We start from the raw sequence: 23,869 nt of genomic DNA, 5'->3' as shown, positions 1-23,869 counted from the left end.
TTACCTTGACAAATACTGTTCCTGAAATAGATCTCCCTATTGGCGCTACTGAGAGTAGCGCCCCTCCTGCAGCAATGACCTTTGCTGATTTTGGCTTAGATCCCAAGATTCAAAAAGCGGTATCCGAGCAGGGTTACAGCATCCCAACTCCGATTCAAGCTCAAGCCATTCCCCATGTATTGGCTGGAAGCGACCTGATGGGCGCAGCCCAAACTGGTACGGGTAAGACGGCCGCTTTTGTACTGCCAATTATTCAAAAAATTCTACGTCATGCTAGTAGCAGCGCATCGCCTGCGCGTCATCCGATTCGTGCTTTGGTATTAACGCCGACACGTGAATTAGCGGTTCAAGTTGCTGAGAATGCAGCGAGCTATTCCAAACATACTGATTTACGCGCTGCCGTGGTTTATGGTGGCGTGGATATGAAAGAGCAAGTCGCCACATTACGTAGTGGCGTGGAGATTTTGATTGCCACCCCAGGACGATTGCTAGATCACATCGGTTCAAAAGTGGCCAATCTCTCACAGGTCGAGATTCTGGTCTTGGATGAAGCCGATCGCATGCTCGATATGGGTTTCTTGCCTGACTTGCAACGCATCATTGATTTGATTCCTGCACAGCGCCAAACATTATTGTTCTCAGCAACGTTTTCACCAGAGATTAAAAAATTAGCACAGAGTTATTTGCGTACTCCAGTGACTGTAGAGGTAGCGCGTCAAAATGCGGCAGCGGATACCGTCAAGCAAGTCGTGCATATGGTTGCTAGTGCGGACAAGCAGCGTGCAATTGTAAAAGTGCTTGAGGCGCGTACCCGTCAAGGCTTATCTCGTCAGTGCATCATCTTTACCAATAGCCGTTTAGGTTGTGCAAAATTATCTAGAGCGCTAGAGCGTGACGGAATTAAAGCGGGAGCGATTCATGGTGATAAGAGTCAGGGCGAACGCACTTTAACTTTGGATGCATTTAAGTCTGGCGCTATTGAGGCATTAGTAGCTACCGATGTAGCTGCACGTGGCTTGGATATTCCATCGATGCCTTGCGTGATTAATCATGAGTTGCCATACAACGCAGAAGATTTTATTCACCGTATTGGTCGTACAGGTCGCGCGGGCAGCAAAGGTGACGCGATTGCATTGGTAGATGCTAGTGAAAAACGCTTGCTCGATGATATTGAAAGATTGATGAAGCGTAAGTTGGATGTTCAGCCTCTGCCCGAAGGTAGTCCTAGCTATAGTCCTAGTCCTGCGTCAAGCAGAAGCTCATCGAGATCAGATGCACCGGCAAAAATGTCAGATCCTTTTTTCTATAAACCTTATGAGCCTAGTGCTGCACCTCAGTCTTCCTCAGGCGCCACTATCTCCGAAGAGAAAAAAGTGGGTATTACTCCTGCTAGACCTGCTGTCGGCGCTCTGCTCGGCGGCTTTAAAAAAAAGTAACTTTTCTATTCCAAGCCTGGGTGGCCGCTAAGAGCCACTCAGCAATGGAAATTGCTTTTCCATCTGGTAGATTTCTTAATCCCAAATGTATTGCCGCTTTACGCAATTCATGTAAAGCCTGTTGTTCATTTTCAGTTTGAATGGCGCTAGCGAGAGTTTGTTTGCTGAGTTTTTCGCCATGCTCATCCAGTACAAGGGGTAGGTGCAAATAACTTGGAGTCGGATATCCAAGGATATTTTGTAAGTAAATCTGCCGCGCCGTATTGCTGAGTAAATCTTGACCACGCACGATGTGGGTAATGCCTTGATCGGCATCATCCACCACTACAGCGAGTTGATAGGTAAACACAGCATCCCGACGACGCAAGACAAAGTCCCCCACTTCTCGATTTAAGTCTTGATCCTGTTTTCCTAGGGCAAGGTCTTCAAATTCAATTGTGAGATCGGGTGGAAGTGCGAGCCTCCAGGCAGTACCAGATACCTGCTTACTGAATCCTTGATTTAATTGGACTTCCTTGGGTCGGCAAGTACCTGGGTAGACTATTTCTTGATTACGGGGGGTAATTACACCTTGAGCCTCCAGGACGTTTGCAATGGTTTGCCGGGAGCAGGTGCAGGAATAGATAGTTTGGAGCGCGTTTAAGCGCTCCAGAGCCTTTTGGTAGCGCTCTTGGTGCTTGGACTGCCAAGTAGGTTCTTCGTCCCAGGAGAGGCCGCAGGCAAGTAATTGACGCAGGATTTCTTGATCAATGCCTGGAATACAGCGCGGAGTGTCTAAATCTTCGATTCTGAGAAGCCATTTCCCCTGATTTTTGCGGGCATCCAGCCAGCTTCCAAGGGCGGCAACTAGCGATCCCCCATGTAGCGGGCCGGTAGGCGAGGGTGCAAATCGCCCACGATAGCCGTCGGCTGGGGGTGAGAGGTTTTTGAGGTTCGGCACAGCTAAAATGATCTCATGGCTTCCCCCCGTTTTGTTCATCTACGCGTCCATTCCGAGTTTTCAATTACGGATGGCGTCGTTCGTATTGATGATGCTGTGGCTGCTGCCGAAAAAGATGACATGGGGGCTCTAGCCCTGACTGATTTAAGCAATTTATTCGGTTTAATCCGCTTTTATACGGCCGCTCGCTCTGGTGGAATTAAGCCCATTGCAGGGGCTGATGTTTGGATTAGCAACCCTCAGGATCCAGACCAACCCTATCGTTTGCTGCTGCTGGTTCAAAACCATTCTGGCTATCTCAATCTTTGCCAGTTATTGAGCAAAGCTTCTTTGGAGAATCAGTCACGTGGTCGCGCTGAAATAGATCCTAAGTGGTTTAGTGAACCAGGCTCTAAAGCTGAAGACAAAGCAGCAAAAAGAACCCTAGCCCATGGACTCATTGCACTTTCTGGCGGACGCTGGGGTGATGTTGGTGTTGCCCTGTTGGCTGGTCAGGAAGATCAGGCTAAGGTTGCTGCTCAACAGTGGGCAAAGTTGTTTCCCGATGCTTTCTTTATCGAAGTTCAGCGTGGTGGCCATCCTCAGGATGAAAAGCAGCTTCAACTAGCCTGTCATCTCGCTAGTGAAATGGATTTACCGATCGTTGCTACGCATCCTGTGCAGTTTATGAAAAAGAGTGATTTCATTGCTCATGAAGCGCGAGTATGTATCGCTGAGGGTGAATTATTAGGAAACCCTCGCCGCACCAAGAAATTTAATGAAGAGCAGTATTTCTTATCTCAAGAAGAGATGGAAAAGCGCTTTGCAGATTTGCCAGTTGCACTAGCTAACTCCGTAGAAATTGCTAAGCGTTGTAATCTTTCTTTGGTGTTGGGTCAACCACGCTTGCCAGATTTTCCAACGCCCCCAGGTATTACGCTCGACGATTATTTATTGCAGCAATCAGAGATTGGTTTGAAGCGCCACATGGAGCGCAATTTCCCTGATCCAGAAGAGCGCGCCAAAGAGGAGACTCGTTATCACGAGCGCCTAGTCTTTGAGGTTAAGACGATTGCTCAAATGGGATTTCCAGGTTATTTTTTGATTGTTGCGGACTTCATTAATTGGGCTAAAAATAATGGTGTACCAGTTGGTCCGGGTCGTGGATCTGGTGCGGGATCTTTAGTTGCGTACTCATTAGGTATTACTGATCTTGATCCGCTGCGTTACAACTTACTTTTTGAGCGCTTCCTCAATCCTGAGCGGGTATCGATGCCCGACTTCGATATCGACTTCTGCCAGCATGGGCGAGATCGCGTCATTCAATATGTGAAGGATAAGTACGGCAAAGATGCGGTGAGTCAGATTGCCACATTTGGCACGATGGCTGCAAGAGCAGCGATTCGTGATGTAGGTCGCGTGCTCGAGCAGGGCTACAACTTCGTTGATGGTATTGCTAAGTTAATTCCGAATAAGCCTGGTCAATACATGACCATTGAAATGGCCAAGAAGGAAGAGAAGCAATTAGGCGAGCGAGAGAAGAACGAGGATGAGGTCCGTCAGCTTTTATCTTTAGCTCAGCAGTTAGAGGGTATGACCCGTAACGTAGGCATGCATGCAGGCGGTGTATTAATTGCTCCTGGCCGTTTAACGGATTTTTGCCCGCTCTACACACAAGAAGCAAAAGATTCTAAAGATCAAGAGAGTGGCTCAGTTATTAGCCAGTTCGATAAAGATGACGTTGAGGCGATTGGCCTAGTTAAATTCGACTTTTTAGGTTTGACGACACTCACTATTTTAGCTGCTGCTGAGAAGTGGATTCAGACACTACATACGGAGCGTAAAAACTGGAATATTGGCGAGATTCCACTTGATGATGAAAAAGCATTTGAGGTTTTAAAGAATGCCAATACTGTTGCCGTCTTTCAGCTAGAAAGTCGCGGCATGCAAAGTATGCTTCGTGAGGCGAAGCCAGACCGTTTCGAAGACATCATTGCGCTTGTAGCGCTGTATCGTCCGGGCCCAATGGATTTGATTCCAGATTTTATTGAGCGTAAGCATGGTCGTCAAAAAGTAGAGTACCCAGATCCGCGTATTGAGCCTGTTCTACAAGAAACCTACGGCATCATGGTTTATCAAGAGCAGGTTATGCAGATGGCGCAGATGATTGGTGGTTATTCACTGGGTGGCGCGGATATGTTGCGTCGTGCAATGGGTAAGAAAAAGCCCGAGGAGATGGCTCAGCATCGCAAGATCTTTAGTGACGGCGCGAAAGCTGGTGGTATCACCGAAGGTAAGGCCAACGAGATTTATGACTTGATGGAGCGTTTTGCGGGTTATGGATTTAATAAATCCCATGCTGCCGCCTACGCTCTCTTAGCCTATCAAACCGCCTGGTTAAAGGCCTACTACCCTGCTGAATTTATGGCAGCCAACTTATCGCTCGCGATGGATGACACCGATAAGGTGAAGATTCTGTATGACGATTGCTTAGTAAATCAAATCCGGGTATTTTCACCAGACATTAATACCGGTGTGTATGTGTTTACACCCTTACGTGCACCCGATGCCGCTCCCGACTCACCAATCAGTCATATTCGTTATGGTTTGGGTGCTGTCAGAGGTACTGGCGAAGCAGCGATTGAGGTGATTGTAAAAGCTCGCGAGACTGGCGGTCCATTTAAGGATCTGTTTGACTTCTGCGCGCGAGTTGATCGCAGACAAGTCAATCGCCGTGCTATTGAAGCCTTAATGCGTGCAGGTGCATTTGATAGTTTGTATAAAGACTCTGTGCCTGCCGGCGGAAATCTATATGACATTCGCTCTACTTTATTAGCCTCACTTGCTCGCGCAATCGAGGCTGCTGAACAGGCTGAAGCCTCGATTAACCAAGTCAGTTTGTTTGAGGTAGCAGGAGAAGAGGATCGCCACTTACCTGAATTAGTACGTGAGCCAGCCTGGTCTGAAAAGAAGCGTCTTCAGGATGAGAAAAATTCTCTGGGCCTATGTCTTACAGGACATATGTTTGATGCTTACCGTGATGAGACGGCGCATTTCATTCGTCAGTCACTGGCAAAAGTAACTGAAGGCAAGGATCAGCTCATTGCCGGCATTATTACCTCCGCTCGAATGTTGACTGGTCAGCGTGGTCGTATGATGATTGCAACCATCGATGATGGAACGGCTGCAATTGAGGTAACTCTCTACAGCGAAGTCTATGAACCGAATCGCTCATGGCTCAAAGAGGATGAATTATTGGTTGCCAAGGTGAATGTCACTCCAGATAAGTTTTCTGGAGGCATGCGCATCATCTCTGAGGGGGTGATGGATATCACTGGCGCGCGAATGCGTTTTGCACGCAATATCCACCTGAGTATTGATTCGGCTATCGACCTCAAATCGTTGCGTAGCCAAATTGGCCCCCACCTCATGAGTAACCGCGTACGGGATCCTAAGTTGGGGCCTGCAGCTGCAACGATGCCAGGTGGCAATGAAGGTATGAAAGGCTTAATGCTGACTGCAGCTGTAACTACTAGTGGTGGGGCTTGCTTAATGCAGTTCCCAGAAGAGCTGCGAATTTATCCTGACGATGCTTGCTTGCATAGTCTCAATCAAATTCTGGCTGCGAAACAATCCAATACCGTTCAGGTTCAGTACCAGTAAATCAGCACCACCAAAACTACCTAGAGTTTTTATTTATTTGTAGCGCTTTGAAGTGCTTCAATCACTTGTATAGGTTCTAGCTGGTCCAAGCATTCACTCTTGCTACTTGCTCTATCCTCACAGCCCGCTTTACGGCAGGGGACGCATTCACCAGGGCCTTGTAAGATCGTGACATTGCCCACGGTTTGAGTGTGGGCCCGTAATTGATAAGGTTGGTCTCCAATAAAGCCATTAGGCCAAGGCCCAAAGTTTGTTGGCGGTGTAGGACCAAATAAGGCGATTGTTGGCGTATTGCACGCTGCTGCTAGATGGGTGATTGAAGTATCAACCCCGACATAGGCAACCGCTCCCCGAATCAGAGTCCCCGCTTGTGGAATCGTGAGAAGCCCAGTGGTATCGATGGCATTCTTGCGGGTCTCTTCATCAAGCAAAGAGAGGATGTCATGGTTGAGCTGTAGATCTTGCTTGGCTGGGGATGCGCTGAGGACGACTTGATAACCTTGTTGCACAATCCAAGTAAGCAATGTTTGCCAGTAGGAGAGGGGCCAACGCTTGTAGGCTGTGAGTGGGCCGGGGTGGACCACGATATAAGGTGAGAGAAGTTGGGCAGCGATGCTAGGTGTAATCGGGTCCCCAGCAGGGGCAGTTACTGAGATAGGTTTGCTAAATAAATCCTGTGGGTTTCTATAAAAAGCGCCCAGCAGGCGCAGCTTTTCAGTAATGACGTGTTGTGCGAAATAGTCGACATCAACCGTGTGTAAGCAAATTGCTTTCTTCCAAGCATTCTGTTTATCGCTTTTACTGCTCTTAGCTTTATCTTGCTGACTGAATCCTTGAGGGTGTCCACCCAATACGCCCACCCTTTGATGGGCTGCTACTAAGCCATAAATATAGGCCCGATCGCTAGGCTGTGTCACTACCGCTAAGTCATAGCGCTGAAAGAGTCGGAAAAATAAGGAGAGATATTCTCCAAGTCGTGGGCGATCTGATGTTTCAATGGTCTGCGCGATATCTGGATTGCCCTTGAGCATGTCGAGCTTACCGCGATAGCCCAGAAAATGAAACTCCGCATCTGGCCAAAGCTCGCGCGCTTTTGAAATGAGTGGGGTAGTTACCAACACGTCACCAATTTGGCGAGTCGCAATAAACAACACTTTTTTAGGTTTCAGTATTGAGAATGCAGTCATAGGCTTAATGTAACTCAATTATTTTTTTGTCTAGCCTTAGCTAGAATTTTTTCGCGCACACGACGTGCATTTTCTGCAGCGTTGGATTGGTCGTTGATGCGATGGTGTAGATGAAGTACTTCAGTAGACCAAGAGCCCGACTTACGAATCAAGCCCCTGTTTTGAAGTCTGAAAACAAAATCTGCATCCTCGTGACCCCAGCCTGTCATGGTTTCATCAAAGCCGCCAATGGCCAACGCATCAGCCTTCCAGCAGGCCATATTGCAGCCCTTGATGCGACGCCAGACAAACTTTTGGTAGTTGCGCCAAGCCCCATTACCCAGCTTAATCTTCAGGGGCCAGTATTTATTGATTCCGCCGGATAGGCGGTAGCTTAAAAGGTTGTTGGCAAATTTCTTGAAATCCCACTGCGCCCAAGTGAGTAGCTCTAAGGTTAGACTTTCGTTTAGCAATACTCGGCTTCCAGTGACCAGATGATCCGTTTGAGCTAACTTGCGATGCTCTGCAATAAAGTCCGGTTGAACAATGCAATCACCATCTAGGAATATTAAATATTCACCACCTGCCACCTCTATCGCTTGATTGAGAATGCGGGTTTTACGAAAACCTTGATCTTCTTGCCAGAGGTGAGTTATTTTTACGGGGAACTTGGGCTGAATGGCTTCTATGAGGTTTTTGGTCTGTGCAGAAGACCCATCATCGGCAATGATGATTTCAAAATCCAGATCTGTTTGAGTGCTGAGCGACTCAAGACATAACTTTAGGGCTTGCGGCCAGTTATAGGTGGCCAGAAGAATGGAAATCATTTGCTGTAATGATCGTTGCGATTATTGGCTTCTTGATGCAGTTGCCATAGCTTCATATAGCGATAGTAAGTACCTTGCCCGTTGGAGATAGCCAAAGCAAAACCCTGGACGCCATCTAAAAATCCAACGCGTATGAAATAGGTACGTACAAAAGCCCAGACACCATGCAGAACTGCTTTTAATGGGGTGCTAGTTTTGCCTTTGGCAAAGGCTTGCTCTGCTGATGCTGTTGAGTATCGATCTAACTTTTGCAGGACTTGGGAGTAATTCATAAAGCTGAAGTGCAACATGGGATTTTCGAGTTTGGCCACTTGGCCATTCGGGATCAGGCGCTCATGAACTAGATCGTCAGAGAAGCGGGCGGTGCCACGCTTGAACAATCTATCAACGTAATCTGGGCTCCAGCCAGAATGGCGGATAAAACGGCCACAATACCAAGAAAGGCGTGGAATCGCAAAACAGTTCACATGAGCGGAATGATGAATTGCCGTCAGGATTTCACTTCTGAGGGCTGGTGTGAGTCTTTCATCGGCATCCAGGGATAAAACCCAGTCACCGGTTGCCAGATCTAGGGCACGATTCTTTTGGGGGCCAAAACCAGGCCAATCTGTTGGTTGGGCGATTACGGCCCCATGGTTTTTGGCGATTTCTAGGGTGCGATCGCTGCTGTTGGTATCCACAACCACGATTTGCTCGGCAATACCCTCTAGGGAGACCAAGCAGTCGGCCAAATTGGCCTCTTCATTGCGTGTGATGAGTATGACGGATAAGGTGGGCATAATTCATTATATGAATGCTCAAGACCGTACCGCCCTAAATCGCTTAATTCAGTATCTTAAGCCCCATATTCGCTTGATTATTGGCTCTTTACTAGCCATGGTCTTTGTTGCGGGCGCCGAAACCTCTATCCCAGCCTTAATGAAGCCATTATTAGATCGTGGCTTTACGGGGGAGCTCAACAGCAAACTTTGGCAGGTGCCGGTTTTCTTGGTTGGTTTGGCTCTAGTTCGTAGCTTGGCACAGTTCCTATCCAGCTATTTGCTGACGCGTGTGATTAATGCGGTGTTGTTGAAATTACGTCAGCAGATGTTTCAAACACTCTTACATGCGAGTACCACTTTCTTTCAAAAGAATTCGGCATCCAGCTTAATTAATGCAGTCGTTTTTGAAGTTAACAATGTTCTCTCCATTATGGGTGGAATGTTAATTAGTTTGGTTCGGGATTCGCTGACGGTGGTCGGTTTGATTGGATATCTCATTTATTTGAATTGGCAACTGACTTTAGTTGTATTGCTTATTTTCCCCATCATTGCTTTTATTATGAGCAAAATTAATAAGCGTTTACGTAGCTTAAATCGTGAACAACAAGGTTTAACTAGCGAGCTTGCCTACATCGTTGAAGAAGCTGCTGCTGGTTATAAAATTGTGAAGGTGCATGGTGCCGAAGGGTATGAGATGCGTCGCTTCATGGAGAAAGCTGATCGCCTACGCCAATTCGCCTTGAAGTCTGCTGTAGCTGGCGGCCTGAATCAGCCGATTACCCAATTAATTGCATCGATGGCGCTTTCAGTGGTGTTGGTGATTGCCTTGATGCAATCCGCATCCGAAGGAACTACAGTAGGCGGTTTTGCTGCTTTCGTTACTGCAATGATGTTGGTGATTTCACCGATCAAACATTTAGCTGATATCAATCAGCCCCTGCAGCGCGGTCTTACTGCTGCAGAAATGATTTTCTCCCTCATGGATCAACCGTTTGAGGAAGATGAATCTCGAAAAGAAAATATGAAGCCCCTTGGTAAGGCTAAGGGCGGAATACGATTTGAAGATGTTGGCTTCTCTTATCAACAAGAAGCAGGGCGAAAAGATGCGCTTAGTGGCGTGAATTTGGATATTCATCCCGGCGAGATAGTTGCTTTTGTTGGACCCTCCGGCGGAGGTAAATCAACCTTAGCGAATTTATTACCTCGCTTCTTTAAGCCTACTAGCGGGAAAATATTCTTAGATAACATTCCGCTAGAGGATATTGTGCTTGCCGATGTGCGCAAGCAAATTGCTTTTGTAAGTCAGGATGTCATTTTATTTAATGACAGTATTGCAGCCAATGTAGCTTATGGCGCTGTGGGCTCTGAGGGCATTGACCGGGGGCGTGTCATCGAGGCACTCGAAGCTGCCAACTTATCGGCCCTCATGAAAGAAATGCCCGAAGGAATTGATACGCAAATTGGCGATAACGGCAATCGTTTGTCGGGTGGTCAGCGTCAGCGTTTAGCGATTGCGAGGGCGATTTATAAGGATGCCCCCATCCTCATCTTGGATGAGGCTACTTCGGCCCTGGATTCTGAATCAGAGCGTCAAGTGCAAGATGCTTTGGAGAGATTGATGGTCGGTAGAACTACTTTGGTCATTGCGCATCGCTTGTCAACCATTGAGCATGCGGATCGCATCGTAGTGCTGGAGCATGGTCAAGTGATCGAAAATGGCTCACATGAGGAGCTGATTACGAAAGATGGCTTATATGCCAATCTGCATCGCATTCAGTTTTCGAATGCTTAACTCAGCACGATATCGTATTGCTCTTGGCGGAAGCTGCCCTCAGCCTGCAGCTTGATGGGCTTGTTAATAAAGTCGCCTAACTGCGCCAAGAATTGATTTTCCTCCTCCAAGAAGAGGTCAATTACATCAGGGGCTGCTACGATTCTGAATTCGCGGGGATTAAATTGGCGATGTTCACGCACAATCTCTCGCAAAATTTCATAACAAATAGTTTGCGCAGTTTTTATTTCACCTTTGCCTTGGCAGGTAGCGCAAGGCTCGCAGGTAATATGAGCCAATGATTCTCGGGTGCGTTTGCGCGTCATCTCCACCAAACCCAATGAAGAAAAGTCACTCACCGAGGTGCGAGCATGATCACGGTCTAAATTTCGTTTGAGCTCATGTAAAACAGACTCTTGATGATCTTTGCTGAGCATGTCAATAAAATCAATGATGATGATGCCACCAAGATTACGTAAGCGCAGTTGACGGGCGATAGCCTGAGCAGCCTCAAGATTGGTTTTAAATACCGTGTCATCTAGATTGCGTCCACCCACATAGCTGCCTGTATTCACGTCGATAGTGGTCATCGATTCTGTTTGATCAATCATCAGATAGCCACCAGATTTAAGGTCGACTCTTCTACCTAATGCTTTATTAATCTCGGCATCGACATCAAATAAATCAAATAGGGCACGCTCACCACGATGCAGTGTGAGCTTATCTAAAAGATTGGGCATATAGAGCGCAGCAAATCCTTTGAGCTTTTCAAAGTTCTCAGCTGAGTCCACCCGAATTTGTGAAGTTTCTTCGCCGGCAACATCTCGCAATACGCGCTCAGCCAAACTGAGATCTTGATACAGCAAGCTTGGCGCTGCCTTGTAGTTCACGGCCTCGCGGATCTTTTCCCAGGTAGTACGCAGGTAATGCATGTCGTGTTGTAGCTCAGTGTCACTAGCGTCTTGGGCGCTAGTGCGCACAATGATCCCACCCTTTTCATCGGCAGGCATCAGCCCTGCAAGACGCGCTTTAATAGCTTCGCGCTCTTCAGGTTGATCAATTCTTTGGGATACGCCAATATATTTTTCGCTAGCGGCATCAGTGCCAGCTGGCGGCAAGTAAACCAAGTTGCGCCCAGCAATACTCAGTTGGGTAGTCAGACGAGCGCCTTTAGTACCGAGCGGATCTTTAAGGACTTGCACTAAAACATTTTGACCCTCAAAGAGTAATTTTTCGATTTGGGCTTGGGGGTTATTTTGCGTAATGTCAGCAACGTGCATAAATGCAGTGCGTTCTAAACCAATTTCAATAAAGGCGGATTGCATGCCGGGTAGTACGCGAACTACTTTTGCTAAATAGATATTGCCAACAATTCCTCGTTGACGAGTGCGTTCAATCTGAAGCTCTTGAACGGCGCCTTGCTGAATGAGTGCCACCCGTGTTTCTTGAGGGGTGATGTTGATCAGAATTTCTTCATTCATATGCGGGTAACTTTTGCGAAATCCAATAATTGGTTTACTTCGTAAATGGGTAATCCCATGATACCGCTATAACTGCCTTTGATTGAGGGAATGAAAGCGCCTCCGAGCCCCTGTATGCCGTAGGCACCAGCCTTGCCAACAGGTTCGCCACTCTTAATGTAGTCGGCAATCTGCTCTTTAGAAAGGTGCGCAAATTCCACCTCAGATACTTGCACGAGGCAAAGGGGATTGGTTTTAGGATCAACCGTTAGCACAACAGCGGTTAATACTTCATGCACTTTGCCGCTAAGCATTTCTAAGATGCGTGCGGCATCATTCCCATCGCTAGGTTTTCCTAGGATTTCACCCTCGGGGTGCCCGGGCAGACTCACGGTAGTGTCTGCGCACAAAATAGGCGCCCATGGTTTACCGCTTTTTTGCCACCGCGCTAATGCAATAGCGCTTTTGGCAAACGTAACACGCTGAACATAGCCACGCGCTTTTTCATTTGGAAGGGGTATTTCAAGGGTTTCAGTATCTTCACCAGGTGCTGCAATCAGCATCTCGAACTGCACACCAATTTGCTTTAGTAACTCTTGCCGCCTTGGGCTTTGTGATGCGAGATAAATAAAAGTAAACATCATTTGCTTACTCGCGATGATAGGGGTGGCCTTGCAAAATAGTCCATGCACGATAGAGTTGCTCTACCAACAAGACTCTTGCCATGGCATGGGGCAGGGTAAGGCTAGATAGGCGCCACATCGCTTGAGCACTTTCCTTTAAGCTGGGGTCAAGCCCATCAGCACCACCAATGAGAAAGGTGATGTCAAAGCCCTCTTGCCGCCAGTTAGCCAATTGAGTTGCTACATTCTGAGTGGTTTGATCTTTGCCTCGCTCATCTAAGGCAATTACACGAGAGCTCTTGGGAATGGCTGCGGCAATTTTGATGGCTTCTTTAGCGGGAGTCAGATCTGGCTTAATTTCTTTGATTTCGATACTGCAATCAGCGGGCATGCGTTTAATGTAATCATGGGTTGCGGTTGCAACCCATTCTGGCATTTTGTGACCAACGGAAACAATCGTTAAGCGCATCGCTAAAAAATTACTCTTCGTCGTCCTCGGACTCACTCGCCTTAACTAGCCCTTTATCAGCTGCCAACTTAACGCGGACAGGCTTGGCTCCCCACATGCCTTCTAGCTGATAGTAGGCGCGCAGTGCAGGTTGCAAGATATGAACAACGATATCGCCGCAATCGACGAGTACCCATTCACCAGTTTCCAGGCCTTCAACGGAGATGACTTCTCCGCCCTTAGCATTTACATCCTCTTTAACGGACATTGCTAAGGCTCTGGTCTGGCGATTGCTTGTACCTGTTGCAATAATGACGCGGTCAAATAGTTCGCTAAGCTTAGTGGTGTCGTAAACCCGGATATCTTGGGCCTTGACGTCTTCAAGAGCGTTAATCACTACACGTTGTAATTTTGTTAAGTCCATAGTTTCTTTAATATTTTTCTTAGATATTTTGTATATAGGGGTGATCTTAGCCTGATTATTTGTACAGACCCAGATTTGTAATGATTTCTAAAGCGTGAGCAGGGATTTGCTCGGATGCAATCTCGCTCCGGGCTGAGCTTTTTAGCTGATTTCGGAGGTGGGTTGAGGAAAGATCTATCGAAAGACTGTTATCTAGGTAGATGCGGCCAAATGGGCTTTTTTCAAGGGCATCAGCATTAATAGATTGGTGTTGTGTCAGTAAGACCTCAATTTGAGGGTTCATTTCCAAAGAAAGGGCATAGTGAGGCCTGCTTGCTACTGCGAAATTCACATAATTTAGTAATTGATCCCAAGAGTTCCAGGTGGGCAGGTTTAGAAGGGAGTCAACCCCCATGAGCCAAGTCATGCTGGAATTGGGTCCAAAACGCTCTCTCAAGGCCTTGGCGGTGTCGATTGCATAGCTTGGCCCAGCTCGATCAATCTCTAGACGATCAACGCCAATTTGTGTTGGTATGCCTAGATATTGGAATGCTCTTGCTAGGTCAACACCAGCGGCCTCAGTCAGCTGAAGGCGCGTCTCCGCATTAGTGAGGCCAGTCCCTTTTTGCCAGGGTTCGCCACTGGGGATGAGCAACAGTTCATCAAGATGCAATACTTTTGCAAAGTGAGTTGCTAGTTTGAGGTGGCCAAGATGAGGGGGGTCAAAAGTCCCGCCCAGAATGCCAATTTTTTTTATTGTGTTCAAACGCAGTGATGTCAAGTTAGGCTAGCCAGTCGCGGGGCTTGAGGTAGTGATCGTACAGCTTGGCTTCTGGTGTACCTGGCTTTGGTTGCCAGTTGTACCACCACTGCACTACTGGAGGCATAGACATCAGAATAGATTCAGTGCGTCCCCCTGAATGTAAGCCAAAAATGGTCCCGCGGTCGAATATCAAGTTGTATTCCACATAACGACCACGACGGTATTCCTGAAACGCTTTTTCTTCTGGAGTGAAGTCATCCAGATAGCGGCGTTCCACAATGGGTAGGTAAGCATCAATAAAGGCATCACCTACAGCACGCGTCATCGCAAAGCTTTGCTCAAAGCCAAAACTGTTGAAGTCATCAAAAAACACGCCACCAATACCGCGAGGTTCTTCGCGGTGCTTGAGGTAAAAGTATTCATCGCACCATTTTTTAAAGCGGGGATACAAATCTTCACCAAATGGGTCGAGTGCATTTTTAGCTGTTTGGTGAAAGTGCCTGCAGTCTTCATCAACGCCGTAATAAGGCGTGAGATCAAAACCACCACCAAACCACCAAACTGGCTCTTTATCAGGAGCTTGCGCAATAAAGCAGCGCACATTCATATGGGTGGTTGGCACCTTGGGATTATTTGGATGAAATACCAGGGACACGCCCATTGCTTCAAAGCTACGTCCTGCCACTTCGGGGCGGTGATGTGATGCGGAAGGTGGCATCTGATCCCCACGCACATGCGAAAAGCCCACACCGCCTTTTTCCAGAATATTACCGCCATCCAAAATGCAGGTGCGCCCGTAACCCTGCAACTTACTGTCTTTAGGCTTCTCCCAGGCATCCACCATAAACGCCTTGCCATCCAGGGCGCTCATTGCTGTGGTGATGCGATCTTGCAAGCCTAAAAAATAATCCTTTAAGGCTGCAATATTGATTTGGGTATGCTCGGCAGGTGACAAGGGTGACAGGTTCTCTTTAATGTGCGGACTGGTATTGATGCATTCAGTTTATTTAACAGCGCGATAACCAATATCTTTGCGGTATTGCATTCCATCAAACTGAATCTGGGCGATAGCTTCGTAAGCTTTTTGTTGTGCGCCACGAACCGTATCAGACAGACCCACTACGCACATGACGCGACCCCCAGAGGTGACTAGCTTTCCGTCTTGCAGCTTGGTACCCGCATGAAAGGTCAACTGATCTTCAGTATCGGCGGGGATGCCAGTAATGACATCGCCATTGCGTGGGGTATCGGGGTAGTTATAGGCTGCTAGCACCACACCTAAGGCAGTGCGACGATCCCAATCCAATTCCACGTCATTGAGCGTGCCATCAACCGCATGATCCAGTGCATTAACTAGATCGCTGCGCAAGCGCGCCATGATGGGTTGAGTTTCTGGATCACCCATACGGCAATTAAATTCTAAGGTCTTAATCTTGCCGTCCGGCGAAATCATGAGACCTGCATAAAGGAAGCCGGTGTAAGGGATGCCGTCACTCTTCATACCGTTAACAGTAGGCATGATGACCTCACGTAAGGCGCGTGCGTGGATTTCAGGGGTAACCACTGGTGCTGGTGAGTAAGCGCCCATGCCACCAGTGTTGGGGCCTTGGTCAGCATCCAGTAAACGTTTGTGATCCTGGCTAGTTGCTAAAGCCAACACGTTTTTGCCGTCGACGAGAACAATAAAGCTGGCTTCTTCACCGGTCAGAAATTCTTCAATCACCACGCGTGCACCTGCGTTACCTAGCTTGTTATCGGCGAGCATCATGTCGACAGCCGCATGAGCTTCTGCTAGATCCATTGCGACAACAACACCTTTACCAGCAGCAAGACCATCGGCTTTGATGACGATTGGTGCGCCTTTAGCATCAATGTAAGCATGAGCTTCTAGTGCATTTGAAAATGTCTGGTACTCGGCTGTTGGGATGCCATGACGTTTCATAAATGCTTTGGAAAAATCTTTTGAGGACTCTAATTGAGCGGCCAGCTGGCTTGGTCCAAAAATGCGCAAACCATTATTGCGAAATACATCAACAATGCCCGCCGCTAGTGGGGCTTCAGGCCCAACTACGGTAAGGTGAATTTTTTCACGCTTGGCAAAATCTGCAAGCTCTTGCAGACCTGAAATAGGGAGATTTTGAATGCCGGCGGCAACTTGTTTGGCTGTGGCAGTGCCACCATTACCTGGCGCAACATATACCGTTTGAACTTGTGGGGATTGGGCTAGCTTCCAAGCAAGGGCATGTTCGCGGCCACCAGATCCAACTAAAAGAATTTTCATAAAGGGCTAATAGAGATGTTGATGAATTGTATTTAAAAGGTAAATGGACTAGAGAGACGCATTCGTGAAAACTTCTTGAACGTCATCTAGGTTCTCCAGTGCATCTAATAGTTTTTGCATGCTTTCAGCTTGATCGCCTTCGAGTTCAGTTTCAGTTTCGGGGCGCATCGTCACCGTTGCTAGCTCTGCTTTTAAGCCGGCTTGAGTGAGGGCATCCTGTACCTTAGAAAAATCAGGTACTGGGGTAAGCACCTCCAGCGAACCATCATCATGCGTGATGACATCTTCTGCGCCTGCATCAAGAGCAATTTCCATGAGTTGATCTTCGTTTGTGCCTGGGGCAAATAACAACTGACCGCAATGCTTGAACATGAAAGCAACCGAACCTTCGGCACCCATATTGCCGCCATTTTTTGCAAATGCATGGCGTACCTCAGCAACAGTACGGGTGCGGTTATCCGTTAAGCAATCCACAATAATGGCTGCCCCATTAAGGCCGTAGCCTTCGTAACGAATTTCTTCATAGTTAACGCCCTCTAAGGAGCCGGTGCCGCGTTGGATTGCCCGCTGCACATTGTCATTGGGCATATTGGCATCTTTAGCCTTATCGATTCCCAAGCGTAAACGGGGATTAGTAGCGATATCGCCACCACCCAATTTGGCAGCAACAGTGATTTCTTTAATGAGTTTGGTCCAAATCTTGCCGCGCTTTTCGTCTTGACGTCCTTTGCGGTGCTGAATATTGGCCCATTTCGAATGGCCGGCCATACGGGTAAGTCCTTTTGAGTAATTTGGCTTGAAGAGCTCATTTTAAGGGCTTCTTAGCCCAAGAATGGGGGTCCTATCATTTTTTTGTTACACTCTCACCTCTTAGTTTGCTTCAATGCAGTTTTTCCACTGCAAACACCTGCCCCGGTGATGGAATTGGTAGACGTGCCGGATTCAAAATCCGGTGCCGCAAGGCGTGGCGGTTCAAGTCCGCCCCGGGGCACCATCTCAAATAGGTTGTTATTGACGCCTCGAGATGTTCAAAACTCTAGATCTCATAAGTTTCATACTCACCATTCATTGCCTGCTCAACAATTTTCTTGGTGAGCGTTGGTGAGAACAGCTCAATAAAGGTGTACACGAAGGAGCGTAGGTAGGCACCTTGCTTAACACCCAGATGGGTCACGTTGTTACCAAATAAATGCCCAACTGGAATCACTCTCAGATTGCGGTCTCGATCGGCATCGTATGCCAAGCCGGCAACGATACCAACGCCCATACCTGTTTCAACATAAGTTTTAATCACATCCGCATCAATTGCTTCCAAAATAATATCTGGACTCAAATTGCGTTGTGCGAAGGCGGCATCAATCTTGCTGCGACCCGCAAACGCTTTGTCATAGGTAATGAGCGGGTACTTCGCAATTTCTTCTAAGGTGATCGTCGACTGATTTAGCAGTGGATGACTGAGTGGCACCATGATGACGTGTTGCCATTGATATCCTGGCAAGGCCAATACACCTGCGGTATTAGCAATTCCTTCGGTTGCAATCGCAATGTCCGCACGATCATGAATGAGTAGTTCGGCAATTTGCCCTGGATTCCCCTGCTGAATACTCACGCGCACCTTTGGAAAGCGCTTAGTAAATTCTGTCAGGACTCTGGGTAATGCATAGCGGGCTTGAGTATGGGTAGTGGCGATGACAAAGTTGCCCTGATCTTGACTCGCAAAGTCTTTGCCTACGCGCTTCAAGGTTTCCACTTCATCCAGGATGCGCTCAACAGAGATCAGAATCCGTTTGCCTGGCTCAGTGAGGGAGCGTATGCGTTTGCCATGGCGTCTAAAAATCTCTACGCCCAACTCATCTTCGAGTTCAATAATGGCCTTGGATACTCCAGGTTGTGAAGTAAACAGCGCCTTAGCAGCAGTAGTGAGATTAAAGTTCTGTCTAACGGCCTCACGGACAAAACGAAATTGGTGCAGATTCATATAAACCCCATTCCTTATATCAAACCCGATATAGAAATCAAATTCTATATGATTTTGAGGTATTAAGCTTTAGATACCCAGCGTAAGCCCACAATCGCCAAAATGAAATACAACAACGGGGGGGTGAGGGCTGTAAGGAGTGCGGGCCATGAGCCTAGGAGCCCGACATTAGAGAAGAGCGAGTTAAATAGTTGAAAGCTCATGCCCAACATGATTCCGCCGAATACCTTAATGCCAACGCTACCTGCGCGGACTTTGAGATAAGCAAATGGCAGAGCTAATGCCAGCATCACAAAAATCGTGAATGGATAAATCACTTTTTTCCAGAACGCAATCGAATGGCGCTGCGCATCTTGTTTGTTGCCCTGTAGGTGGGAGATAAAGCGACCCAAGCTAAAGATCGACATTTTTTCTGGGCTCACTAAAAGCACGCTCAAAATCTGTGGCGTGACTTCTGACTCCAGGCTCACGATAGGGTGTGTAAAAGTGCGCGCTGAATAGACTGGGTTCAGCGGATCCGATTGCTTGGTTTCTTTAAAGCGGGTTTCGGTGACATCATCCAGAATCCATGTGCCCGTATGATCAAAGCGTCCAGATACAGCACTGCGAATCGAGAGCAGTCGATACGCATCATCAAATTCGTACATGCGAATATTTTTGATTTCGTTATCTTGTTCAATTTTGCCAACGTTAACGTAGCGTACCCCGGGTCTAATTGGTCCACTACCATCTTCATCTCGCAAGCGATCCTTTACCCAAACCCCAGTCTTAAATTGAGAGCTATAGGATGAGCCTAGAGCCTTCATGCGGATTTGATCGGACAGGTTTTCGGTATAGGGCCCAAGCCATTCGCTCATCACAAGAGTCAAAACAATCAGGGGTAATGAAATCTTGACTAGCGTCATTAAGCCTTTACGCATATCTAATCCAGCAATACGCAAAATAGTGAATTCCGACTGACTTGCCAGCATGGCAAATACATAAATACTTCCAATCAGACCAGCGATTGGAATGATCTCAGAAATGCGACTTGGCGCTTTTAATAAAACATGTAGCAGGGCCAACGGCAGTGTGTATTGGCCCTTCACTGAGCCTAGCTCACTCAGAATGTCAAAAAACAAAAACAGCGTTACCAAGGCAAATAAGATAAAACCAAAGGCCGCATAAATCTGCCTAGCCAAATAGCGCTCAAAGATATAGGGGAAAAGAATTTTCATCTATTGGCTAGGAAGGAGGGTAGTTGACGGCGCCACCACTTCAAGGAAGGATTGATACGGTTACGAATGAGTAAAAAGGCTATGCTAAAAGCGAGTGCATGTATGGGCCAAGCCGCCACGTAAACATTCACCTTTCCTTGTGACACAAAGTTTTGCGCGAGGTTTAGGAGATTGCTGTAGATGAGGTAAATCAGTACCGCATAAAACATGGCAGTGTAGTTACCCAGTCTTGGGTTGACGTAGGCAAGCGGTATGGCAATGAGCACCAGCCCCAAGGCCATTAAGGGCAAGCCAATGCGCCAGAGTAGTTCAGCATGATTGGGGTTCATAGCGCTGACATTGGGGTCATTCAACAGTTCGGATACGGTTTTTTCGCGATCACGCGGCGCTGGATCAAGAGCACTCTTACTGTGAATATTGGTGTTGTATTCAGCAAATTCTAAAATGCGAAAATCTGGCTGAGTGGGGAGCCCTTCATAGCGTCGACCATGGTTTAGTACGATCGATTTGCCCCCGCCCGCAGCATTTTCAATAAAACCAGTAGAGGCGACTGCAACACTCAGTCCACCGTTCTTCATTTCAGCTGCAAAGATATTTTTTACTTCACTTTTATCGACATCCAACTCTTCAATGAAAAATACGCGCTCTGCTTTAGCTGATTCTCTAAATTGGCCTGCGGCAACCATCGAAACATCGCTGCGCTGCTGAAAGCGCTGGCTAATGATGGTGGATTCGCGATTGGCCCAAGGCCAAACAAAGAGAGCCAACAAGGCAATGATGACAATGAGGGGTGCGGCAAAACGCAGGATTGGCCGTATCAGACTGGCAATGCTCAGGCCGCTGGCGAACCAAACAATCATTTCGGAATCTTTGTACCAGCGCACCAACACAATTAAGACGGCTACAAAGAGGGAGACGGTGAGTAGGACTGCCATATAACCAAGGGTTGCTAGCGCTATGAGAACCAAAGCATCCTCGGGATTGACGGCACCATTGGCTGCAAAGCCCAGAATTCGGATGACTAGCGTGGTAATCATGATGGTTACTAAGACCAAGAAGACGCCGCCAGTCGTAAAACTGAGTTCGCGGCGAAGGGCTTGGTGAAAAATCATGAATAGATAGTGGGGGTAGTTGTTATTGGCCCACTCAAGATGTGAACCTTCATGTCGGAGGATAATGGATAAACATCCGTTTTTTCCCTTGAATTGACTTAAAAATACCGTAAGACATTATGACTATTCAATTTAGCACCAAGATTTTCCCGCAAGCCGATGTCAATAACCCGAAGCAGATCAAGGCGAGCCTAGCCACCCTATTGGCGCAGAGCTCCGATTGCTTAGTTTTGGCCTATTCAAAAGCGGATTTAGATGCTTTGGCAGCCACAAAATCCAAATCGGGGATTTTGGTCGAGCTAGACCGCTTACTGGGTGGTTCGGTTGCCCACGCCAATCTGGTTGGAGATCTTGACGGCCAGCCGGCATCTAACTGTGTGATTCGCGCTGAAAAATCCTGGGCTGCATCCGGCGTCAAGGTGAAGCGCGTTCTTTTAGTATGTTTAGGTGATATTGCTCCGGCAAGTGCGCGCAGTTTGAGCGCCTATTCCAAAATCGCTCGTGCAGCTTTAAAGCAGTTGAGTGGTGGATCGATCCAAAATGCTTTGTGGTTTATTCCGAGCTTTGCCTTGGGGCATCGTGCCGACTTTATTGCCGAAGAAGTTCGTTTGACGATTCAGTACGCTGGTGATCAGGCATACCGTTTTGGGGTTCGTCAGCCAGCCATGAAATTCAAAGCTAAAGACAAGGCAGATACTTTCACTCACCTCATCTTCGCCGGTAATGATGCATGCGCCAAAGAGCTGAAGGTGGCTGTACCAGAAGGTGTAGCAATGGTTGAAGGGATGCACTTGGCTAAAGATTTGGGCAATTTACCGCCGAATATCTGCACGCCGACGTATTTAGGCAAGGCAGCGCAAGGCTTAAGTAAAAAGACGGGGTTGAAGGTTGAAGTCTTGGGCCGAAAACAAATTGAAGCCTTGGGTATGGGTTCATTTTTGTCGGTAGCTAAGGGCTCCGATACTCCTCCTCAATTTATTGTGATGCGGCACGAGGGCGGTAAAGCAGGCGAAGCGCCAATTGTATTTGTGGGCAAGGGAATTACTTTCGATACTGGCGGCATCTCATTAAAGCCTGGTGAAGCCATGGACGAGATGAAGTACGACATGTGTGGTGCTGCATCTGTGATCGGCACGATGTACGCCGCCGCCTTGATGAAATTAAAAAAGAATGTCATTGGCGTCATTCCAACTTGTGAAAATATGCCCTCAGGTCAAGCAACCCGTCCAGGCGATATTGTGAAGAGCATGTCAGGTCAAACCATCGAGGTCCTCAATACTGATGCTGAAGGTCGCTTGATTTTGTGCGACGCTCTCACTTATGTTGAGCGCTTCAAGCCTAAGGTGGTGATCGATGTGGCAACATTAACAGGTGCTTGCATTATTGCTTTAGGACATGTGCATAGCGGCGTATTTTCCGATGATGAAGGCCTGGTGAATTCTCTCACCAAGGCTGGCCATGCCTCCTTGGATACAGTATGGCGCCTGCCTTTGGATGCCGCATATCATGAGCAACTCAAATCGAATTTTGCAGACGTTGCTAATATTGGTGGCCGTCCAGCTGGTAGCGTTACTGCAGCCTGCTTCCTATCGCGCTTTACCGAGAAATACAAGTGGGCTCACTTAGATATCGCAGGCACAGCATGGAAGAGTGGCGCGGCTAAAGGTTCTACCGGCCGTCCGGTGCCCTTACTTGTAAATTACTTGTTAGAACAAAAGTAAAAGCGGAAGACGGCACTGATGGCACGTATTGATTTTCATAGTAATGTCAGCGATAAGCTGGAATATGCTTGTCGACTGACGCGCAAGATATGGAGTGCTACACCTGTTGGAGAGCCTGTTCGCAATATCGTGATGGTGGGCGAGAAAGCCGATCTTAAAAAGCTCGATGAGCTTCTCTGGACTTTTAGTGCAACGGACTTCTTGCCGCACTGCTTTATTGAAGATGAGACTGCAATCGATACGCCAATCATACTGACAGATAACTTCTTATCTCCTGCTTTGACTCAACTTCCCCATGCGGATGTGTTGATTCATTTGGGGATGCGTATGCCTCAAGATGTGCCCGGATTACTTGCGCGCTTCCCTCGTGTTGTAGAGGTTGTCACGATCAATGAGGCAGAACGTCTTGCGGGTCGCGAGCGATATAAAGCCTATCGTGACTTAGGTCATGAGTTACATAATTTCGATCAATCTAAAGCGTGATCAATATTTATTTTCTCGTATGTTGATTCATCCTGAATTCGATCCTGCTGCAATTCGTATTGGTTCATTCGCCATTCATTGGTACGGTTTGATGTATCTCTTAGCCTTCGCCCAATTTTTATTGTTGGGTCGTTTGCGTGTACGTACTCCACGATACCAATCTCTGGGGTGGTCCTATAAGGATCTCGAGGATCTTTTGTTTGCTGGCGTATTGGGCGTTATTTTAGGTGGGCGTTTGGGTTACACCTTGTTCTATATGCCTGGTTATTACCTCTCTCACCCCTTGAGTATTTTTAAGATCTGGGAAGGCGGCATGTCCTTTCACGGGGGACTCTTGGGTGTCTTGCTGGCATTACTCTGGTTTGCTTACCGTCGCAAAGTCTCATTCTTTGTTGTGAGTGACTTGGTTGCCCCACTTGTTCCGTTTGGTTTAGCATTTGGTCGACTGGGTAATTTCATTAATGGCGAATTATGGGGAAGGCCAACTGACTTGCCGTGGGCCATGGTGTTTCCGATGGTGGATTCCATTCCGCGTCACCCCTCTCAGATTTACCAGTTCTTTGGCGAGGGAATCTGTTTAGGCATCCTCCTCTGGATTTATTCCAGCAAGCCCCGCAGGCTAGGGCAGATTTCAGGGCTATTTTTGCTGGGCTATGGCATTTGCCGTTTCTTGGCCGAGTTTGCTCGTGAGCCAGATTCCTTCTTGGGTCTTTTAGGGCTCGGTCTTTCGATGGGGCAGTGGCTTTCTATACCCATGATCATTTTCGGAATTTACCTTATAGTAAGAGTGAATACGAAAAACGGCACTTATCAGTAGTTAAAACTGGAGTTTTCTAG

At 47.5% G+C, this 23,869-nt stretch carries 21 protein-coding genes and 1 tRNA gene; 7 read left to right on the top strand and 15 right to left on the bottom strand.

Features of this window, described 5'->3' with window-relative positions; genetic code table 11:
- Positions 1–5: 5 nt before the first annotated feature.
- A complete protein-coding gene (locus tag CBI30_RS03235; RefSeq protein ID WP_088526893.1) occupies positions 6–1,436 on the top strand; it encodes a DEAD/DEAH box helicase in 1,431 nt (476 codons plus the stop codon).
- Here the strand turns inward: CBI30_RS03235 and gluQRS are convergent.
- On the bottom strand, positions 1,423–2,415 hold the full coding sequence (gene gluQRS / locus CBI30_RS03230; RefSeq protein WP_169711243.1) for a tRNA glutamyl-Q(34) synthetase GluQRS: 993 nt from the start codon (positions 2,413–2,415) through the stop codon (positions 1,423–1,425). The genes CBI30_RS03235 and gluQRS overlap by 14 nt on opposite strands.
- On the opposite strand from gluQRS, the gene dnaE reads away from it, so the two are divergent.
- Complete coding sequence (gene dnaE, locus CBI30_RS03225; RefSeq protein ID WP_088526891.1) at positions 2,392–6,018, top strand: DNA polymerase III subunit alpha; 3,627 nt, start codon at positions 2,392–2,394, stop codon at positions 6,016–6,018. The two genes, gluQRS and dnaE, sit on opposite strands and share 24 nt — an antisense overlap.
- 29 nt (positions 6,019–6,047) lie before the next feature.
- On the opposite strand, the gene CBI30_RS03220 is transcribed toward dnaE, so the two are convergent.
- Genes CBI30_RS03220 through CBI30_RS03210 form a run of 3 tightly spaced genes read right to left on the bottom strand, consistent with a single transcriptional unit; the run spans position 6,048 to position 8,790 of the window.
- Positions 6,048–7,205, bottom strand: a complete 1,158-nt coding sequence (locus CBI30_RS03220; protein WP_088526890.1) for a glycosyltransferase family 9 protein — start codon at positions 7,203–7,205, stop codon at positions 6,048–6,050.
- A gap of 14 nt (positions 7,206–7,219) precedes the next feature.
- Positions 7,220–8,011: a glycosyltransferase family 2 protein gene (locus CBI30_RS03215; protein WP_088526889.1), complete on the bottom strand. Its 792-nt coding sequence runs from the start codon at positions 8,009–8,011 to the stop codon at positions 7,220–7,222.
- Positions 8,008–8,790: a glycosyltransferase family 2 protein gene (locus CBI30_RS03210; protein ID WP_088526888.1), complete on the bottom strand. Its 783-nt coding sequence runs from the start codon at positions 8,788–8,790 to the stop codon at positions 8,008–8,010. The genes CBI30_RS03215 and CBI30_RS03210 overlap by 4 nt, the downstream gene beginning before the upstream one ends.
- A gap of 10 nt (positions 8,791–8,800) precedes the next feature.
- Between CBI30_RS03210 and msbA the strand changes: the two genes are divergently transcribed.
- Entirely contained in the window at positions 8,801–10,564 is a 1,764-nt protein-coding gene (gene msbA / locus CBI30_RS03205) for a lipid A export permease/ATP-binding protein MsbA (RefSeq protein ID WP_088526887.1), read from the top strand.
- On the opposite strand, the gene rng is transcribed toward msbA, so the two are convergent.
- The 8 genes from rng to CBI30_RS03165 form a co-directional block, all read right to left on the bottom strand.
- Positions 10,561–12,024: a ribonuclease G gene (gene rng, locus CBI30_RS03200; protein ID WP_088526886.1), complete on the bottom strand. Its 1,464-nt coding sequence runs from the start codon at positions 12,022–12,024 to the stop codon at positions 10,561–10,563. The two genes, msbA and rng, sit on opposite strands and share 4 nt — an antisense overlap.
- Positions 12,021–12,647: a Maf family protein gene (locus CBI30_RS03195; protein WP_420812039.1), complete on the bottom strand. Its 627-nt coding sequence runs from the start codon at positions 12,645–12,647 to the stop codon at positions 12,021–12,023. The genes rng and CBI30_RS03195 overlap by 4 nt, the downstream gene beginning before the upstream one ends.
- Positions 12,648–12,651: 4 nt before the next feature.
- Complete coding sequence (rlmH, locus tag CBI30_RS03190; RefSeq protein ID WP_088526884.1) at positions 12,652–13,095, bottom strand: 23S rRNA (pseudouridine(1915)-N(3))-methyltransferase RlmH; 444 nt, start codon at positions 13,093–13,095, stop codon at positions 12,652–12,654.
- 10 nt (positions 13,096–13,105) lie between these two features.
- Positions 13,106–13,498: a ribosome silencing factor gene (gene rsfS, locus CBI30_RS03185; RefSeq protein ID WP_088526883.1), complete on the bottom strand. Its 393-nt coding sequence runs from the start codon at positions 13,496–13,498 to the stop codon at positions 13,106–13,108.
- A gap of 55 nt (positions 13,499–13,553) precedes the next feature.
- Positions 13,554–14,243, bottom strand: coding sequence for an adenylyltransferase/cytidyltransferase family protein (locus tag CBI30_RS03180; RefSeq protein ID WP_240553479.1), 690 nt, complete (start codon positions 14,241–14,243; stop codon positions 13,554–13,556).
- A 16-nt stretch (positions 14,244–14,259) separates the two neighbouring features.
- Positions 14,260–15,171: an oxygen-dependent coproporphyrinogen oxidase gene (hemF, locus tag CBI30_RS03175; protein ID WP_088526972.1), complete on the bottom strand. Its 912-nt coding sequence runs from the start codon at positions 15,169–15,171 to the stop codon at positions 14,260–14,262.
- A 72-nt stretch (positions 15,172–15,243) separates the two neighbouring features.
- The gene (gene purD, locus CBI30_RS03170; RefSeq protein ID WP_088526881.1) at positions 15,244–16,521 is read right to left on the bottom strand and encodes a phosphoribosylamine--glycine ligase; all 1,278 of its coding nucleotides are present in this window, start codon (positions 16,519–16,521) and stop codon (positions 15,244–15,246) included.
- Positions 16,522–16,569: 48 nt separating this feature from the next.
- On the bottom strand, positions 16,570–17,289 hold the full coding sequence (locus tag CBI30_RS03165) for a YebC/PmpR family DNA-binding transcriptional regulator (protein WP_088526880.1): 720 nt from the start codon (positions 17,287–17,289) through the stop codon (positions 16,570–16,572).
- A 141-nt stretch (positions 17,290–17,430) separates the two neighbouring features.
- Here CBI30_RS03165 and CBI30_RS03160 point away from each other — a divergent pair.
- Positions 17,431–17,515, top strand: a tRNA-Leu gene (locus CBI30_RS03160).
- A gap of 42 nt (positions 17,516–17,557) precedes the next feature.
- Here the strand turns inward: CBI30_RS03160 and CBI30_RS03155 are convergent.
- The 3 genes from CBI30_RS03155 to lptF all read right to left on the bottom strand — a co-directional run bounded on the left by CBI30_RS03155 (position 17,558) and on the right by lptF (position 20,828).
- Positions 17,558–18,499 (bottom strand): CysB family HTH-type transcriptional regulator, encoded by a 942-nt coding sequence (locus CBI30_RS03155; RefSeq protein ID WP_088526879.1) that lies wholly within the window; start codon positions 18,497–18,499, stop codon positions 17,558–17,560.
- A gap of 62 nt (positions 18,500–18,561) precedes the next feature.
- Positions 18,562–19,716, bottom strand: a complete 1,155-nt coding sequence (gene lptG / locus CBI30_RS03150) for an LPS export ABC transporter permease LptG (protein WP_088526878.1) — start codon at positions 19,714–19,716, stop codon at positions 18,562–18,564.
- Positions 19,713–20,828 carry an LPS export ABC transporter permease LptF gene (gene lptF, locus CBI30_RS03145; RefSeq protein ID WP_088526877.1) on the bottom strand — a complete coding sequence of 372 codons (1,116 nt, stop codon included), beginning with the start codon at positions 20,826–20,828 and terminating at the stop codon, positions 19,713–19,715. Before lptF ends, lptG begins: the two co-directional genes overlap by 4 nt.
- Before the next feature lie 125 nt (positions 20,829–20,953).
- On the opposite strand from lptF, the gene CBI30_RS03140 reads away from it, so the two are divergent.
- From CBI30_RS03140 to lgt, 3 genes are read left to right on the top strand one after another with little or no spacing between them, the layout of a single operon-like run.
- A complete protein-coding gene (locus CBI30_RS03140) occupies positions 20,954–22,549 on the top strand; it encodes a leucyl aminopeptidase (protein WP_420812040.1) in 1,596 nt (531 codons plus the stop codon).
- 18 nt (positions 22,550–22,567) lie between these two features.
- Positions 22,568–23,032, top strand: a complete 465-nt coding sequence (locus CBI30_RS03135) for a DNA polymerase III subunit chi (RefSeq protein WP_088526875.1) — start codon at positions 22,568–22,570, stop codon at positions 23,030–23,032.
- A gap of 19 nt (positions 23,033–23,051) precedes the next feature.
- Entirely contained in the window at positions 23,052–23,849 is a 798-nt protein-coding gene (lgt, locus tag CBI30_RS03130; protein ID WP_088526874.1) for a prolipoprotein diacylglyceryl transferase, read from the top strand.
- Positions 23,850–23,869 lie beyond the last annotated feature (20 nt).

The sequence above is a fragment of the Polynucleobacter aenigmaticus genome (assembly GCF_002206635.1).
Lineage (GTDB): Bacteria > Pseudomonadota > Gammaproteobacteria > Burkholderiales > Burkholderiaceae > Polynucleobacter > Polynucleobacter aenigmaticus.
The sequence above is the reverse complement of the archived record's forward strand: the minus strand, read 5'-3'. Positions and strand labels throughout refer to the sequence as shown.

Bases quoted from the DNA above. Each gene is read 5' to 3' on its own strand.
- dnaE (WP_088526891.1), top strand. From the start codon at position 2,392: ATGGCTTCCCCCCGTTTTGTTCATCTACGCGTCCATTCCGAGTTTTCA.
- gluQRS (WP_169711243.1), bottom strand. From the start codon at position 2,415: ATGAACAAAACGGGGGGAAGCCATGAGATCATTTTAGCTGTGCCGAAC.
- CBI30_RS03220 (WP_088526890.1), bottom strand. From the start codon at position 7,205: ATGACTGCATTCTCAATACTGAAACCTAAAAAAGTGTTGTTTATTGCG.
- CBI30_RS03215 (WP_088526889.1), bottom strand. From the start codon at position 8,011: ATGATTTCCATTCTTCTGGCCACCTATAACTGGCCGCAAGCCCTAAAG.
- CBI30_RS03210 (WP_088526888.1), bottom strand. From the start codon at position 8,790: ATGCCCACCTTATCCGTCATACTCATCACACGCAATGAAGAGGCCAAT.
- msbA (WP_088526887.1), top strand. From the start codon at position 8,801: ATGAATGCTCAAGACCGTACCGCCCTAAATCGCTTAATTCAGTATCTT.
- rng (WP_088526886.1), bottom strand. From the start codon at position 12,024: ATGAATGAAGAAATTCTGATCAACATCACCCCTCAAGAAACACGGGTG.
- CBI30_RS03195 (WP_420812039.1), bottom strand. From the start codon at position 12,647: ATGATGTTTACTTTTATTTATCTCGCATCACAAAGCCCAAGGCGGCAA.
- rlmH (WP_088526884.1), bottom strand. From the start codon at position 13,095: ATGCGCTTAACGATTGTTTCCGTTGGTCACAAAATGCCAGAATGGGTT.
- rsfS (WP_088526883.1), bottom strand. From the start codon at position 13,498: ATGGACTTAACAAAATTACAACGTGTAGTGATTAACGCTCTTGAAGAC.
- purD (WP_088526881.1), bottom strand. From the start codon at position 16,521: ATGAAAATTCTTTTAGTTGGATCTGGTGGCCGCGAACATGCCCTTGCT.
- CBI30_RS03165 (WP_088526880.1), bottom strand. From the start codon at position 17,289: ATGGCCGGCCATTCGAAATGGGCCAATATTCAGCACCGCAAAGGACGT.
- CBI30_RS03155 (WP_088526879.1), bottom strand. From the start codon at position 18,499: ATGAATCTGCACCAATTTCGTTTTGTCCGTGAGGCCGTTAGACAGAAC.
- lptG (WP_088526878.1), bottom strand. From the start codon at position 19,716: ATGAAAATTCTTTTCCCCTATATCTTTGAGCGCTATTTGGCTAGGCAG.
- lptF (WP_088526877.1), bottom strand. From the start codon at position 20,828: ATGATTTTTCACCAAGCCCTTCGCCGCGAACTCAGTTTTACGACTGGC.
- CBI30_RS03135 (WP_088526875.1), top strand. From the start codon at position 22,568: ATGGCACGTATTGATTTTCATAGTAATGTCAGCGATAAGCTGGAATAT.
- lgt (WP_088526874.1), top strand. From the start codon at position 23,052: ATGTTGATTCATCCTGAATTCGATCCTGCTGCAATTCGTATTGGTTCA.